Raw genomic sequence first — 15813 nt, forward strand, 5'->3', positions numbered from 1 at the left:
CACTCAAAAGACCCGCACTTAACCGTCGGCGCGCAACAGCCCCCAGCACAACCGGTAAAGCTCGTCTTCGAATTCCGGCGTGCCAAGCAACGGCGAGTCTTCGAGCACCGCCGAGCGCAGCGTGCCCATGAAGGCGCGCGTGAGCACGAACACCATCGCCGACGTGGGTTTGCGCATCTCCGGCGCATCGCGGCGCGCCATCGCCACCGCAATGTGCTCGGCCGCCTCGCGCATCGCCTGCATGATGTTCTCGTGGTGATCCATCTGCCAGGCCATCTTGATGAGCGAACGCTTCACGCGCCCGCCCGATGCGAACGCTTCGACCAGCAGGCGAATGCGCTCACGGATGACGCGCTCGGGATCGGCGCCTTCTTCGGCGGCCAGCGCGAGCCGTTCGTTCTGCTCGTCCATCACGCGACGGCGCTCGCGCGCAATCATCGCCAGCAGAATCGCCTCTTTGGTCGGGAAATACTGATACAGCGTGCCGATGGAAAAACCGGCCTTCTTGGCGATGCGATTGGTCGTGAGCGCCGCCTCGCCTTCTTCGTCGAGAACCTGAGCGGTGGCCTCGAAAATCGTCTCGACGGTGTGCTGCGCGCGCGCCTGCATCGGCCGCTTTCTCATAGTGGACGCGGCATTCGGCGTGGCGGGCGGCTTGGGTGTGGACATAGCGAAAAATCTGAGCGGGAAGCGAGTTGCGGCGTAACGCCTGGAAAATGAATAATGCTCACATTCACGACGAAATTCAAGAGACGGCGCTATTGGCGTCACAAGCGTCACTTTGAAGCGAGGTCCGCCATCATGAGCAACGACATTTCCGCCCTGACCGTACGTAAGCTGACCGTCGATCTGGCCAGCGGCTTCGACCGCCATTGGCATAGCGGCGACGCGTACCGCACCATGTACTACAACGCGCTGTCGATGAGTTTTCCCGTCGGCGAGCAGTCGTTCATCGACTCGGTACGCGACACGATGGACCGTTTGCCGGACGACGCGCGCTACGACACGTTGCGCGCCGACATCGCGCAGTTCATCGGTCAGGAAGCGACGCATCGCCATCTTCATGGCCAGTACAACGCGCAACTCGCCCGGCAGGGTCTGGTGAATCACTGGGAAAACTGGGCGACGACACGTATCAGTTGGGCGCGACGCCGCAAGCTCTCCCCGATGTACATGCTCGCGATCACCGCCGCGTATGAACACTGCACGGCGGTGTTTGGCGACGGCGCATTGCGTTACGACCGCTGGCTCGCGAAGGCGGAGCCGAAAATGCGTCTGATGTGGCGCTGGCACGCCGCGGAGGAAACCGAGCACAAGGCCGTGGCGTTCGATCTGTATCGGGCGTTGGGCGGCAGCGAGACGCAACGCGTGCTGACGTATCTTTACGTGCTGCTCATGTTCGGCCTCGAAAGTCATGCACAGACGATCAACAACCTCTGGCACGACGGCACGCTCTTCAAACCGAAAACGTGGTGGGGATTCGCCACGATGTTTTTCGGGCGCGACGGCGTCATCTGGCGCACCACCGGGCCGATGCTCAAATACCTGCTGCCGTCGTTCCATCCGAATCGTCACGGCGATCCGTCGCTGGCGCAGAACTGGCTCGAAGCCCACAACGCGAGTTGGCGCGCCGTACGCTGATTCGCGGTCATCTCAGGTCGTCATCGCGCTGGCCCTCACAGCCAGCGCCGCCCCTCTGTCTCCTCTATCTCCTCTCATTCACGCGCCTCGGCATCGCTCCCATCGCGGCTGCACAACGCCGTCCCCCCTACGCAAGTCGTTCAAGCGAGGCAACGCAAGAGGCAAACCGCCCGTGTTAACCCGCGAAGTGTGACGGTAACAACGGAATACCGAGTATCAACGCGGCGTGATATGTCGTTTGCCGCCTGTTGATAATAATGATCACGCCTCAACCTCAACGCAGCACCGATCACCGCGCGATGCGAAGTCAGTGTGTCAATGACTCAGGCGGGCCCCTTGCACTCTTCGGTGAAAAGAGAAATCCAGAGGCACGCACAAACTAAAACGAGACGGAGACACATTCATGAGCAAGGCAGCAGGTTGGCTGCGGGGCGCGCTCGCCCTCGCGGTCTGCGGCGCGGCGGGCGTCGCCAACGCACAATCGAACGTATCGCTCTACGGTCAGGTCGACGCCTGGGTCGGCGCGGCCAAAGCCCCCGGCGGCGATCGTGCATGGACGCAGGGCGGCGGCGGCATGTCGACCTCGTACTGGGGAATCAAAGGCTCGGAGGATCTCGGCGACGGCCTCAAGGCCATCTTCACGCTGGAAGACTTCTTCCTGCCGCAAAACGGCAACTACGGCCGCTTCACGGGCGACAGTTTCTTCTCGCGCAACGCCTACGTCGGTCTGCAATCGAACACGCTCGGCACCGTCACGATGGGCCGGCTCACCACGTCGTATTTCGTCTCGACGATTCTGTTCAACCCGTTCGTCGACTCCTATACGTTCAGCCCGATGGTCTATCACACGTTCCTCGGCCTCGCGGGTCAGGGGATCGTCGGTGACTCCGGCTGGAACAACGCGGTGATGTATGCTACCCCCGACTACAAGGGGCTCGGCGCGAGCGTCTCGTACGCTTTCGGCAACAAGGCCGGCGAAGGCGGACAGAACAAGTGGAGTGCGGCGGCAATGTACTTCCACGGCCCGCTCGCGGCCACCCTCGCATATCAGCAGGTCAAATTCGATTCGACGCCCAACGATCAGGCCGGTATCGCCGGTTTTCGTAATCAGCAGGCCCTGCAAGCGGGTCTGACGTACGACTTCAAGGTGGTCAAGCTCTTCGGTCAGTATCAGTACATCAAGAACACGATCACGGGCGGCAATCTGACGTCCAACGGCGGCCAGCTCGGTTTTACCGTGCCTTTGGGCGGCGGCAATGTGATGGCGTCCTATGCTTACACGAAGAATTCGGGCGCAGACAATCGTAGCCGCAATACCTGGGCCGTCGGCTACGACTACAGCCTCTCCAAGCGCACCGACGTGTACACCGCCTACCTGAACGACAAGGTTTCCGGGCTCGACGCCGGGAATACTTTCGGGGTGGGCATGCGCATGAAGTTCTGACAAACTCGCCTCACAAACTCGGTGGCAAGGGCTCGCGCGCAGTACAATGCGCGCGCCCCCGCTGCACACGGACAACGGCATAACAAAGCCACAAGGAGAGCACGTTGCTGACCAAATTCTTCAAACTCGAGGAGCATGGCTCCAATGTACGGACGGAAATGGTGGCGGGTCTCACGACCTTCCTGACCATGTCGTACATCATCTTCGTCAACCCCAACATTCTCGGCACGACGGGCATGGACAAGAGCGCCGTGTTCGTGGCGACCTGTCTTGCGGCCGCCATCGGCTCGGTGGTGATGGCCTTCGTCGCCAACTACCCGATCGGTATGGCGCCGGGCATGGGGCTGAACGCCTTCTTCGCCTTCACGGTCGTGGGCGCGATGGGCTACACGTGGCAACAGGCGCTGGGTGCGGTGTTCATTTCCGGCTGTCTGTTCATCATCCTGACGGTCACGGGGGTGCGATCCTGGCTGATTGCCGGGGTACCCAAATCGTTACGATGCGCCATCGCCGCAGGTATCGGCCTGTTCCTCGCGATCATCGCGCTGGGTAACGCCGGCGTGGTCGTGGCCAATCCGGCCACCAAGATCGGTCTGGGCGACCTCCACTCGCCGCAGGCGCTGCTGGCGATCTTCGGCTTCTTCCTGATTGCCGTGCTCGACGCCCTGCGGGTTCGCGGCGCCATCCTGATCGGGATTCTGGTGGTGACGGTGCTCTCGATGGTGCTGGGCCTGAACCAGTTTCAGGGCGTGTTCGCCATGCCGCCGAGCCTCGCGCCGACGTTCCTGCAACTCGATATTCCGGGTGCCCTGCACGCCGGCTTCGTGCACGTGATCCTGGCGTTCGTGCTGGTCGAAGTGTTCGACGCAACGGGCACCCTCATGGGCGTGGCCAAGCGCGCCGGTCTGCTCGAAGGCACGCACTACAAGGGGCTGGGCCGCGCGCTCTTCGCCGATTCGATCGCCATCTTCATCGGTTCGCTGTTGGGCACGAGTAGCACCACGGCCTACGTCGAAAGCGCTTCGGGCGTGCAGGCCGGCGGCCGCACCGGCCTCACGGCGCTGACGATTGCCGTGCTGTTCATCCTCGCGCTGTTCATCGCCCCGCTCGCAGGCTCGGTCCCGGCGTACGCCGCTGCGCCCGCGCTGTTGTATGTCGCCGGCCTGATGCTGCGCGAACTGCTCGACGTCGAGTGGGACGACATCACGGAAGCCACCCCGGCCGCGCTAACCGCACTGGCCATGCCGTTCACGTACTCGATCGCCACGGGTCTGGCGTTCGGCTTCATCTCGTACGCCGTGCTGAAGTTGTTCACGGGCCGCGCGAAGGACGTGCATCCGGCAGCATGGGTGATCGCAGTGCTCTTCGTGTTGAAGTACATCTTCTTCCCGGGCTGATCGCTCGTTACCGGTTGCTGCCGGTACAGGCATGACCTGCGTGATATGCGTGATATGCGTGACAAAAAGGCCCGCCGGGGAATTTCCCGGCGGGCCTTTTCGTTGACACCGTCCAATGCGATTGGATGCGATGACTGCGCCGCTATCTCGCGATCATGACTTCGCCGCCGAGATCAGCGCCGCCAGACTGGCGCGATGCTTGCCCTCGAGGTCGAAGTTCTCCGGCGAGAGCCATTGCTCGAAGCCACGGCTGATGGCAGGCCATTCGCTGTCGATGATCGAGAACCACGCGGTATCGCGGCTACGGCCCTTGTAGACGATGGCCTGACGGAAGATGCCCTCGAACGTGAAGCCATAGCGGGCTGCTGCGCGGCGCGACGGCGCGTTCAGCGCATCGCACTTCCACTCGTAGCGGCGATAGCCCAACTCGTCGAACGCGCGACGCATCAGCAGATACTGCGCCTCGGTGCCCGCGCGCGTGCGCTTGAGCAACGGCGAGTAGGCCACATGACCCACCTCGACGACGCCGTTCGCGGGATCGATACGCATGAGCGAGAGCGTACCCACCGCCTTGCCCGTCTCCAGATCGATCACCGCGTGATGCAACGGGTCGGTCGATGCCGCGAGCTTCGTCGCATACGCGTAATAACTGTCGAAGTCCGGGAACGGGCCACCGCCCATGTAGGTCCAGTCGCGACCGTCGGCAGCCGACGCATAAGCCTCGAAGAGATCCTTCGCGTGACGCTCGACGTCGACCGGTTCCAGGCGGCAGTAACGCCCGGTGATCGGCGTGCGCGGCGGCTGCGAACGCGGCGTCCAGTCAGGCAGCGGCGGGCCGACCGGCTGGTCGAATTCGTTGAAATGCGGGGCGTCCGTCATGTCTGTCTCATCTCCGGCAAGTGACTGGGTATTGTGCTGATGCTCAAGTTATCGCGTCGGTGGTACGATTAAAAGCACCATCACTGGCAAATCTCTTGGTGCCATGACATTCCAGCCCCCTGCCCGTTCCGAGGCCGTCGCGCCCGCCTCCGAAAACGTTGCCGCCCTGTTCGACACGCCGCTCGCCACCGGTCCGGGGCGCAACACCTCGCTCCAGAAGCAACTGCTCTCGCGCCTGAAGCACGCCATTCTCGAAGGACGTCTGCCCGCCGGCGCACGATTGCCGGCGTCTCGCACGCTCGCGGAAGATCTCGCCGTCTCCCGCAACACGGTATCCATCGTCTACGACCAGCTCGCCGCCGAGGGCTTCATCGTCCCGCATCGGTTGGGCACGCGTGTCGCGCAGTTGTCGCTCGATCCGCACATTGCCGCGCAGGCCGCGAAGGCCCTCGGGCAGAAGGCGCTGGCCGATGCGGCAGCAGCGGCCGCAGCGGAGGATGTCAACCCGCCGCTCGCCTCTCGTCGTATCCAGCGTCTGCCCGCCACGCGTCATGCGGCACGCGCCGACGAGACGCCGCTGCCCTTCACGCCCGGCGTGCCCGCACTCACGCGCTTTCCCGCGAGCACATGGCGGCGTACGCTCGAACGCGTGATGCGTGAAGCGCAGCCGCGTCACTACCACTACGGCGATCCGCTCGGCGAGCCGGCGTTGCGCGAAGCGATTGCCGGCCATCTGCGTATCTCGCGCGGCGTGCGGTGCGATGCGTCGCAGGTCGTCATTACGGAAGGCGCGCACGAAGCGTTGATCCTGTGCGTGCGGTTGCTCACGGACCCGGGCGACACCGTGTGGATGGAAGACCCCGGTTACCGTGGCGCGAAGGCCGCCTTTCATTCGAGCGATGTGCGTCTGCACGCGCTGCGCGTCGATGACGAAGGCATCGTGATTCCCGAGGGGCTCTGGGAACGCTCGCCCCCGAAACTGGTGTACGTGACGCCATCGCATCAATATCCGCTCGGCAGCGTGCTGTCCGCGTCGCGCCGACTCGATCTGATCGCGCAGGCGGGACGTCACGGCGCCTGGATTCTGGAAGACGATTACGACAGCGAATTCCGGCATCAGGGCGAGCCGATTGCGGCCATGCAAGGGATGGTGCCGGATGCGCCCGTGGTCTACGTCGGCACATTCAGCAAGACGATGTTCCCGGCGCTGCGTCTGGGTTTTCTGATTCTGCCGACCGCGCTCGCCACGCAGGCGCGCGACGCACTCGACGAACTGCTGCGCGGTGGTCATCGCTTCGAGCAACTCGCACTGGCGGACTTCATTCGCAGCGGGCAGTTCGCACGCCATCTCGGGCGGATGCGACGGTTGTACCGGGAGCGTCAGGCGGCGTTGCGCGATGCGCTGGCCGCGCATTTCGACCCCGCGTACGCAGTGATCGGAGAGCGTTGCGGCCTGCATCTGACCGTGCGGCTCGACCCCGCGTTTCCGGACAAGGCGATCGTGGCGGCGGCGCAGCGCGAAGGCATCGGCCCTCGCGCGCTGTCGAGCTTTGCACTCGATCCGCAACCGGCTGATAACGGGCTGGTGATCGGCTACGGGGATACGGATGCGTCCCGCATCCCCGGTCTGATCAAGCGACTCGCGGCGATTGTCGCGGCGGCCCGATCGACGTCATCGGATTGAGTCAGGGGTTCCGGGGCAGCAGACAAATCGGCGCGCCCGTGTCCGAGCAGAAACATCCCGGCGGCGGATTTTCACACTTGGCCGGCACGACGCGCGGCACCGGCGTAAATTCGGCAGCCTTGACCATTGCCACCGGGGACAAGAGCACTAACGACGTCGCCGAGATCCACCCGGCTCGCATCATCCAACTCATCTTCATTGCAGACTCCAGAAAGGTTTCCGATCCCTGCGCGAGTCATGTCTCGCACAGCGTTCATTCACTTCATACTGCAAGTCGATTTAAGACCTGCCGGAGAGAAGCCACTTTCAGGAATGGTTCACGCGCCGCCGATGAGGGAACTTTCCCCAAAGACATCGCGCGACGGCGCCGTTCAGCCAGTCGCGCGAAGGAAGCCATGCGTCAGGAAGACGTTGCGGTGCGTGCCGGTTTGCCCGACGACTCGCTGTCGTGAGCGTGTGCAACGGGCGCGTTGCGTGACATCCAGAACGTCAGCAGGACAGCCGTAATCGCGGCCATGGCGGCGCACAGATACACCTCGGCGTAACCATACGCACCGACGATCAGTCCGGCGACGGGACCGGTCACGCCCAGCGCGACGTCGAGAAACACCGAGTAGGCCCCCAGCGCTGCGCCGCGATTTTGCGCCGGCACGAGATTCACGGCCGCCACGCCCAGCGACGGGAACACCAGCGAGAAGCCCGCCCCCGAGAGCGCCGCGCCGAGGAGTGCGGTGAAGCCGGTCGGCGCAATGCCGAGCACGATCAGGCCGAACGCTTCGAGGGCGAACGACGTCATGGCGACACGGTAGCCGCCGAAACGGCCGATGCTGCTGCCCAGCAACAGACGCACGCCCATGAAGCACAGACCGAACGCGGTCAGCGCCAGTGCAGCGTTGTCCCAATGATGGCTTGCGTAGTAGAGCGTGATGAAGGTCGAGATGGCGCCGAAACCGATGGAGCCGAGGGCCAGCCCCATGCCGAACGGCAACACCCGGCCGAGCACCGCGCGAAACGCCAGACGCTCACCGTGAATCACGGGCGTCGCACGCTTCAGGCGGGCAAGCAGCAATCCGACGATGCCTGCCAACGCCACTGCGCCGCCGACGGCCTCGATACCGTACGCGTTGCTGAGCGCCACACCCAGCGGTGCGCCGAGCGCGAGCGCGCCATACGTCGCCACACCGTTCCACGAGATGACCCGCGCCGTGTGCGACGGTCCGACTTGCCCGATGCCCCACATGATCGCGCCCGTCGACACCCAGCTCTCACCGAAGCCCAGCACCAGACGCCCCGCGATCAACGCGAGCAACGCCAGCCAGGGCACACCGGAGAACACGCCGCCGAGTGCCACGAGCAACCCGGAAGCGCCGCATGCCACCAATCCGCAAAGGACGGTGCGCTTCGGCCCCCAGGCGTCGGCGGTGCGTCCGGCATAGGGACGCGAGAGCAACGTCGCGAGATATTGCACGCTGATCGCCAGACCGGCGATCACGGAGCTGTACGCCAGATCCACGTGGACGAACGACGGCAGCACGGCGAGCGGCAGACCGATCGTCAGATAGCAGAGAAACGTGAAGAACACGGTGGAGACGATCTGCAACGTCGTGGCGAACTGGCCGTTCGCGGGGCGGGTGTCGGTAGGCATTGCGCAGGAGATCAGAAATCGACGAAACCCCAGGACGCGACAACCCGCACGACGGGCAAGCATGCGTGCGGGTTGACTCAATCCTAGGGTTTTCCCGGATCATACGCCGTTTTGCGCGTTTTGTGTAAACGCTTAAAAGATGTCGGACAAGTCACATCGAGCGACATTGAGAGATGACCGTCATCATGCCGGGAAAACCGCCGCCGAGCCCCGCCCGGCGGACGATTCACCGCAGGCAGACGAGTTCAGCGGCCGACCTCGGCGAGCGATTTCAGGCTGACTGACAACATGGCAAGGTCGGCGTTACCCGCCGCCACCTGATCGGCCAGCACGCGGTGATAACGGGCGAGGGCTTCCGAATGCGTCTTCTGCCAGTTCGCGACCAGCCGGTCCGCCGGGCGCATGCCGTCGCTGTCAGCCACATCGCCGGCGGGCCCCTTCTCCTCCTTGCTCCCTGCCCGGCCGTCTTCGAGCACGCTCGCCGTCAGCCGTCGCCGCAACACCGACAACTCTTCGAGCAGCGTGGCGCGTGCCAGCCGCTGCCAGTGCGTCTGCATCGGCAAACCGAGCACGCCGGTCTGCAACCAGCCATAGCCGAGCGGCGCGTCCAGCGCAAAGTACACCTGTGCGGTCAGCGCCGGTTCGCACCCGGTCGTGCTCGCGACCTCGGCAATGTCGAGCAACGCGATCCGCGCCCCGATCCCCGCCGCCGTTTGCGCCAACTGCGGTGGCACCCCTGCGTCGATCATGGTCTGGCTCTGGGTGCTGGCCGCTTCCAAGGCCTCACCGCTGACCAATGTATCGAGCGTGGGAAGGAGCGGATCGAGCACATGCCGCAGACGCTCGACCGTCTGCGGCACGTCGGTCAGACGGCGCCGCAGGAACCACAGCGTCGCTTGCTCGTGCCACTGCGCCACTGCCGCGAAAAGCGACGCCTGCGTCTCATGCGAGACCCGCGCGTCGAGCGCGTCGATCTCGAGCCACAGCGCGTCGAGCCCATAGGCCCCGCGCGCTGCGAGACTCGCGCGCACCACGTCCGCCGCCTCGGCCCCGGTCTCCTCGCTCAGCCGATGGACGAACGTCACCCCCGCCCGGTTGACGAGCGCGTTGGCATGCATCGTCGCGAGAATTTCCCGCTTGAGCGGGTGACGCAGCATCGCCGCGCCGCACCGGCTCGCCAACGGCGTAGGGAAGTACGACGGCAATCCGTCGGCAACGAACTCGGCGTCGGGCAAATCGCTGGCGAGCAGCACGTCGTAGAGCCACATCTTGCTATACGCCATGAGCACCGCGCGCTCGGGCGACGTCAGCCCCGTACCCGCCGCGCGACGGGCATCGAGCGCTTCGTCGTCGGGCAGGAATTCGATGGCCCGCGACAGCCGCTGCGCGCGTTCCAGATACCGCATGAAACGTGCGTCGCCGTCGAGCGCCGCGGCCGAACGCAATCGTCCCAGCGACAGAGCTTGCGTTTGCAGATAGTTGTCGCGCAGGACCAGCGTGCCGACTTCCTCCGTCATTTCCGCGAGCAACGTATTGCGCTGCTTGAGCGTCATCTCGCCATCGGTGACAACCAGTCCCAGCAGAATCTTGATGTTCACTTCGTGGTCGGAACAATCGACGCCGGCCGAGTTATCGATGGCGTCCGTATTGATGCGGCCACCGTGCTGCGCGTACTCGATGCGCCCGAGCTGCGTCAGCCCGAGGTTGCCGCCTTCCGCCACGACTTTGCAACGCAACTCGGCGCCGTTCACGCGCAGGCCGTCGTTCGCGCGGTCCCCCACTTGCGCATGCGTCTCGGTGCTCGCCTTCACATAGGTGCCGATGCCGCCGTTGTACAGCAGGTCGACGGGGGCCGTGAGCAGCGCACGCAGCAGGTCGGTCGGCGCCATCTCGCCGGCGTCCACGCCGAGCCATTCGCGGATCTGCGGCGACAGCGCAATGGCCTTTGCCGTGCGCGGAAAAATGCCGCCGCCGGGCGAAATCAGCTTGGCGTCGTAGTCGGCCCAGCTCGAACGGGGCAACTGGAACAGACGCTCACGCTCCGCGAACGACGTTGCCGCGTCCGGCGTCGGATCCAGGAAGATGTGACGATGATCGAAGGCCGCCACGAGCCGGATGTGCTTCGACAACAGCATGCCGTTGCCGAACACGTCTCCCGACATGTCGCCGACACCCACGACCGTGAAGTCCTGCGTCTGCGTATCGACGCCCATCTCACTGAAATGCCGCTTGACCGATTCCCACGCACCTCGCGCCGTGATCGCCATCTTCTTGTGGTCGTAGCCGACGGAGCCGCCTGACGCGAAGGCGTCGCCCAACCAGAACCCGTACTCTGCGGAGATCGCGTTGGCGTAGTCCGAAAAGGTGGCCGTGCCCTTGTCGGCGGCGACGACCAGATACGGATCGTCGCCATCGATGCGCACGGTCTGCGGCGGGGGCACCAACCGGCCGTCGACGTAGTTGTCCGTCAGGTCCAGCAACCCGCGCAGGAACGTCTGGTAGCACGCCACGCCCTCGGCCAGATAGGCATCGCGATCTGCCGGCGACGGCGGCTGCTTGACCACGAAACCGCCCTTCGAACCGACCGGCACGATGACCGTGTTCTTGACCATCTGCGCCTTCACCAGTCCCAGCACTTCGGTACGGAAGTCCTCACGACGGTCCGACCAGCGCAGGCCGCCGCGCGCGACCCGTCCCCCGCGCAGGTGCACGCCCTCGACGCGCGGCGAGTACACCCAGATCTCGAACATCGGTTTCGGCTCGGGCAGCCCCGGCACTTTCGACGGATCGAACTTGAACGACAGATACGTCTTCTGCGAGGGCTGCGTGGCGCCATCCCTGGAAGCGACATCCTTTGCCGTCTGGAAATAATTCGTGCGCAGCGTCGCCTCGAACACGCCGAGGAACTGACGCAGGATGCGGTCTTCGTCGAGATTGGGAACGTCTTCGAGCGCCGCGTGGATTTGCGTACGTAACTGATCGGCACGCGACTCACGGACGTCCGCAGCCAGCGAGGGATCGAAGCGCGCGAGGAAAAGCCGCACGAGCATGCCCGCAATCGCGGGGTTCCCCGTCAGCGCGTTCTCGATGTACGCGTTGCTGAAGGTGGAACCGACTTGCCGTATGTACTTTGCGTACGCCCGCAGAATGCGCACCTCACGCCAGGTGAGGCCCGCTTGCAGCACGAGACGGTTGAGATCGTCGTTCTCGACGTCGCCGGCCCAGATTCGCGCAAAAGCGTCTTCGAAGCGCGAGCGCGCATGCTCCAGATCGACATCCGCCCCGTCGAGGCTCGTCATGCCGAAGTCGTGCATCCACACCACGCCAGCGTCGGTCGGTTCGATGCGGTAGGGGCGCTCATCATTTACGCGCACGCCGAGATGTTCGAGCATCGGCAGACTGCGTGAGAGGGCAATCGGCTCGCCCGCCTGATAAATCTTGAAACGCAACGTGCCGGGAGCCGCTTCCAGCGGGCGATACAGTTGCATCGCAAGCGCCGTCGCCTCCGAAGGCCCCGCGGTGCCTGAACTCCCCGTCTGCGGCGCCCGCCCTGCCGCGCTCAGCAACGGCTCGATGAGTTCGACGTCACGCACGGCCACGCGTGCTGCGTAGTCCTCGCGATACCCCGCAGGGAACGCCTGTGCGTAGCGGCGTAGTGCCCGCGTACCACGTTCCTCCCCCAGTTGTTCGCGTAGCGCGTCGGACAGATCGTCCTGCCAGCGCCGCGCCGTCTCGACGATCCGCGCTTCGAGTTCGGTGACGTCGACATCGGGCACGTGACCCGGTTCGGTGCGCACGGTGATGTGAATACGCGCGAGCATCGATTCCGACAGCAACGGCGTGAATTCGACGCTGGTGCCGTGATAGGCGGCGAGCAGCAGGTTCTGCACCCGAATGCGCAGATCGGTGTTGAATTTCTCGCGCGGCACGAACACGAGGCACGACACATAGCGGTCGAAGCGATCGCGTCGCACGAACAGCCGCGTGCGTTGGCGTTCCTGCAAGCGCAGAATGCCCAGCGCGATATCGGCGAGCTGATGGGCGTCGATCTGGAAAAGTTCGTCGCGCGGATATTGTTCGAGGATGGTGACGAGCGTCTTGGCAAGATGCCCGTTCGGCAGGAAGCCGGTATGGCCGATCACCTCGGCCACCTTGCGGCGCACCAGCGGGATCTCTTCGGCCGGCACCATGTAGACGGTGGACGTGTAGAGCCCGAGAAAGCGCCGCTCGCCGCAGACATTGCCTTGCGCGTCGAAGCGTTTGACGCCGACGTAGTCGAGATAGCCGGGACGATGGACGCTCGCGCGCGAGTTCGCCTTCGTCAGGAAGATCGGCGCGCTCGCCTGAACGATGCCGATGGCGCCCGGCGAGAGGCGCGTCACGTCGGGCGTGCTGGCGTCGCGCCGGGATTCCCTCAGCACACCGAGGCCGGTGCCGTTGACCCCTTGCAGGTAATGCTCGCCGTCACGCTCGACCAGTTCGTAATCGCGATACCCCAGGAACGTGAAGTGTCGGGCGAGCATCCAGTCGAGGAACGCCTGCGCTTCGTCGATCTCCTCGCGCTCCTGCGTGGTCACGCCCTTTTGCGCGGCGCGCTGGGTGAGCGACTCGATGGCGGCGTGCGCGGCGGCCTGCATCGCGCGCCAGTCCTCGACGGCGGCCCGCACGTCGCCCAGCACGCGTTGCAGGCCGTCGACCAGCGCCTGTATGCGCTCGGGCTCCGAAAACCGGTCGACTTCGATGTGGATATACGATTCGAAGCGGCTGCCGTCGTCGGCGGGCGCCGGGCGCTCTTGCGCCGTAGCGCTGCCGTTCACACTACCGTTTTTGCCGCCGCTTTCGGCGCCATTTTCGGCCCCATTTCCGCCGCCAGTTCCACTACCGACATTGCTGCTGCCGGGCGCAACGCTCAGGCGCTTGCCTGCCGCATCGCGACGCACGCAATAGACCGGATGGAACGCCGAATGCAGCGCCAGCCCCTGCCGGTTGATTTCCATCGTCACCGAATCGACGAGGAACGGCATGTCGTCGTTGACGATCTCGACCACGGTATGGCTGCAATGCCAGCCGTGCTGATCGAGGGTGGGGTTGTAGATGCGGATTCGCGGCTCGCCGGAGACGAACTTCTGGCCGAGTTGCCAGTGCGCCATCGCCGCGCCATAAAGATCGGCGACACTGCGCGAGACGACATCCTCGGCGTCGGCCAGACCGTAGTAATGCTGGACGAAGGGCTCGAACAGGGCGGCCACGCCGGGCGCGCGCTCACGGGCCATCGTGACGACTTCCGCCATGTGCTGGCGGACTTTCTCTTCCGGGTTCGCGGGCATGGGCACCTCTGCGGAAATGGACGAGACGGCGACCGGCCGACGACCGGCCCGTCGACGAGAAAGGACAGGCAAAAGACGTGCAAGCGGCAAGCAGAGCCATGCTACGCCCGGCGGCCCCGGACTGGCAACGGCGCAATCCCTGAGATCGGGTATGCTGGGCCGTCCGAGCGTACCGGCGTCCGAGCGTGCCGAGACCGTACCGATATGCGCCCTCCGCCCGAAACCCGTCCACCGGCGCCGCTGGAGCCACCGGAGCCATCGAACATACCCGGTATAATCGCGCATGAACTCAAAAGCCACCGATTCGCGCAACGACAGCGCCCCGTCGCCCTCCGCTGCGCCCACGACGACGCCCTTCTCGAACCTGCCGCTCTCGCCTGCCATGCAGGAGAACCTCGCACGGCTCGGTTACGTCTCGATGACGCCCATCCAGCAGGCGTCGCTCCCGGACATTCTCAACGGTCACGACATCATCGCGCAGGCCAAGACCGGCAGCGGCAAGACCGCCGCGTTCTCGCTGGGCCTGCTCCAGCGTGTGGACGCCCGCGATTTCGCCGTTCAGGCCGCCGTGCTCTGCCCCACCCGCGAACTCGCCGAACAGGTGGCGCAGGAAGTGCGCCGCATCGCGCGCGCCGAGGACAACATCAAGGTCCTCACGCTGTGCGGCGGCGCCCCGCTGCGACCGCAGGCCGAGAGCCTTGCGCACGGCGCCCACGTGATCGTGGGCACGCCCGGGCGCATCATGGATCACCTCGATCGCGGCACGCTCTCGCTCACCGGCATCAAGACGCTGGTGCTCGACGAGGCCGATCGCATGCTCGACATGGGCTTTTTCGACGACATCGCCACCGTCGCCCGCCAGACACCTGCGTCGCGCCAGACGCTGCTGTTCTCCGCCACGTACCCCGAAGGCATCGGCAAGCTCGCACAGCGCCTGCTGAAAACGCCGCGGGAAATCCGTCTGGAAGAGAAGCACGACGCCAGCAAGATTCGCCAGCGCTTCTATGAAGTCCGCGACGAAGAACGCCTGCACGCCGTGGGGCAGTTGCTCGATCATTTCCGCCCGGTGAGCACCATCGCGTTCTGCAACACGCGCGCGCAGTGCAACGACCTGACCGACGTGCTGCGTGCCGAAGGCTTCCACGCGCTGACACTGCACGGCGATCTGGAGCAGCGCGAGCGCGACATGGTGCTGATCCAGTTCGCGAACCGCAGTTGCTCGGTGCTGGTGGCCACGGACGTCGCCGCGCGCGGGCTCGACATCGCGCAGCTCGAAGCGGTCATCAACGTGGACGTGACGCCCGACCCCGAGGTGTACGTGCACCGCATCGGCCGCACGGGCCGTGCCGACGAAGACGGCTGGGCGTTCAGCCTGGCGACGATGGATGAGATGGGTCGCGTCGGCAACATCGAAGCGGCCATGGGCGGCGAAGTCCAATGGCACAAGCTCGCCGAGCTGACGCCCTCGGGCAGCGGCCACCTGCTCCCGCCGATGGTGACGATTCAGATGCTGGGCGGCAAGAAGGACAAGATCCGTCCGGGCGACGTGCTCGGCGCGCTCACGGGCGAAGCCGGTTTCGCCGCCGCGCAGATCGGCAAGATCAACGTGATGGAAAACTTCACGTATATTGCCGTGGATCGCGACATCGCCCCGGTGGCGTTGCGCAAGTTGTCAGATGGACGCGTCAAAGGCCGCAAGGTCAAGGTAAGATTCCTTCAGGATTGATTGCCGGGGCTCGCGCGAGCAACGCCGAGCCCACCCCATCCCTGCCGGATGTCCCCCCCTGAGCGCCACG

At 64.9% G+C, this 15813-nt stretch carries 10 protein-coding genes; 6 read left to right on the forward strand and 4 right to left on the reverse strand.

Features of this window, described 5'->3' with window-relative positions:
* Nucleotides 1–18: 18 nt before the first annotated feature.
* Nucleotides 19–624 (reverse strand): TetR/AcrR family transcriptional regulator, encoded by a 606-nt coding sequence (locus PCA20602_RS10180; protein ID WP_246182115.1) that lies wholly within the window; start codon nt 622–624, stop codon nt 19–21.
* Between the two features lie 177 nt (nt 625–801).
* On the opposite strand from PCA20602_RS10180, the gene PCA20602_RS10185 reads away from it, so the two are divergent.
* The 3 genes from PCA20602_RS10185 (at nt 802) to PCA20602_RS10195 (ending at nt 4482) form a co-directional block, all read left to right on the forward strand.
* On the forward strand, nt 802–1641 hold the full coding sequence (locus PCA20602_RS10185) for a metal-dependent hydrolase (protein ID WP_150721142.1): 840 nt from the start codon (nt 802–804) through the stop codon (nt 1639–1641).
* Nucleotides 1642–2044: 403 nt separating this feature from the next.
* Complete coding sequence (locus PCA20602_RS10190; RefSeq protein ID WP_150721143.1) at nt 2045–3085, forward strand: porin; 1041 nt, start codon at nt 2045–2047, stop codon at nt 3083–3085.
* Nucleotides 3086–3189: 104 nt separating this feature from the next.
* Nucleotides 3190–4482 carry an NCS2 family permease gene (locus PCA20602_RS10195; protein ID WP_150721144.1) on the forward strand — a complete coding sequence of 431 codons (1293 nt, stop codon included), beginning with the start codon at nt 3190–3192 and terminating at the stop codon, nt 4480–4482.
* A 153-nt stretch (nt 4483–4635) separates the two neighbouring features.
* On the opposite strand, the gene PCA20602_RS10200 is transcribed toward PCA20602_RS10195, so the two are convergent.
* Entirely contained in the window at nt 4636–5361 is a 726-nt protein-coding gene (locus tag PCA20602_RS10200) for a GNAT family N-acetyltransferase (protein WP_150721145.1), read from the reverse strand.
* A 103-nt stretch (nt 5362–5464) separates the two neighbouring features.
* On the opposite strand from PCA20602_RS10200, the gene pdxR reads away from it, so the two are divergent.
* Both pdxR and PCA20602_RS10210 read left to right on the forward strand, forming a co-directional pair.
* The gene (gene pdxR, locus PCA20602_RS10205; RefSeq protein ID WP_246182116.1) at nt 5465–7045 is read left to right on the forward strand and encodes a MocR-like pyridoxine biosynthesis transcription factor PdxR; all 1581 of its coding nucleotides are present in this window, start codon (nt 5465–5467) and stop codon (nt 7043–7045) included.
* 38 nt (nt 7046–7083) lie between these two features.
* A complete protein-coding gene (locus PCA20602_RS10210) occupies nt 7084–7497 on the forward strand; it encodes a hypothetical protein (protein WP_150721146.1) in 414 nt (137 codons plus the stop codon).
* Here the strand turns inward: PCA20602_RS10210 and PCA20602_RS10215 are convergent.
* Together PCA20602_RS10215 and PCA20602_RS10220 are read right to left on the reverse strand one after the other, a co-directional pair.
* Nucleotides 7446–8690 carry an MFS transporter gene (locus tag PCA20602_RS10215; protein WP_150721147.1) on the reverse strand — a complete coding sequence of 415 codons (1245 nt, stop codon included), beginning with the start codon at nt 8688–8690 and terminating at the stop codon, nt 7446–7448. The genes PCA20602_RS10210 and PCA20602_RS10215 overlap by 52 nt on opposite strands.
* 245 nt (nt 8691–8935) lie before the next feature.
* Entirely contained in the window at nt 8936–14017 is a 5082-nt protein-coding gene (locus PCA20602_RS10220) for an NAD-glutamate dehydrogenase (protein ID WP_150721148.1), read from the reverse strand.
* A gap of 283 nt (nt 14018–14300) precedes the next feature.
* Between PCA20602_RS10220 and dbpA the strand changes: the two genes are divergently transcribed.
* Complete coding sequence (gene dbpA / locus PCA20602_RS10225; protein WP_150721149.1) at nt 14301–15743, forward strand: ATP-dependent RNA helicase DbpA; 1443 nt, start codon at nt 14301–14303, stop codon at nt 15741–15743.
* Nucleotides 15744–15813: the final 70 nt, after the last annotated feature.

The organism is Pandoraea capi, assembly GCF_902459735.1.
GTDB lineage: Bacteria > Pseudomonadota > Gammaproteobacteria > Burkholderiales > Burkholderiaceae > Pandoraea > Pandoraea capi.

What these genes read in the sequence shown, in the direction of transcription:
- PCA20602_RS10180 (WP_246182115.1), bottom strand. Translation starts at nt 624, where the DNA reads ATGAGAAAGCGGCCGATGCAGGCGCGCGCGCAGCACACCGTCGAGACG.
- PCA20602_RS10215 (WP_150721147.1), bottom strand. Translation starts at nt 8,690, where the DNA reads ATGCCTACCGACACCCGCCCCGCGAACGGCCAGTTCGCCACGACGTTG.
- dbpA (WP_150721149.1), top strand. Translation starts at nt 14,301, where the DNA reads ATGAACTCAAAAGCCACCGATTCGCGCAACGACAGCGCCCCGTCGCCC.
- PCA20602_RS10220 (WP_150721148.1), bottom strand. Translation starts at nt 14,017, where the DNA reads ATGCCCGCGAACCCGGAAGAGAAAGTCCGCCAGCACATGGCGGAAGTC.
- PCA20602_RS10190 (WP_150721143.1), top strand. Translation starts at nt 2,045, where the DNA reads ATGAGCAAGGCAGCAGGTTGGCTGCGGGGCGCGCTCGCCCTCGCGGTC.
- PCA20602_RS10185 (WP_150721142.1), top strand. Translation starts at nt 802, where the DNA reads ATGAGCAACGACATTTCCGCCCTGACCGTACGTAAGCTGACCGTCGAT.
- PCA20602_RS10200 (WP_150721145.1), bottom strand. Translation starts at nt 5,361, where the DNA reads ATGACGGACGCCCCGCATTTCAACGAATTCGACCAGCCGGTCGGCCCG.
- pdxR (WP_246182116.1), top strand. Translation starts at nt 5,465, where the DNA reads ATGACATTCCAGCCCCCTGCCCGTTCCGAGGCCGTCGCGCCCGCCTCC.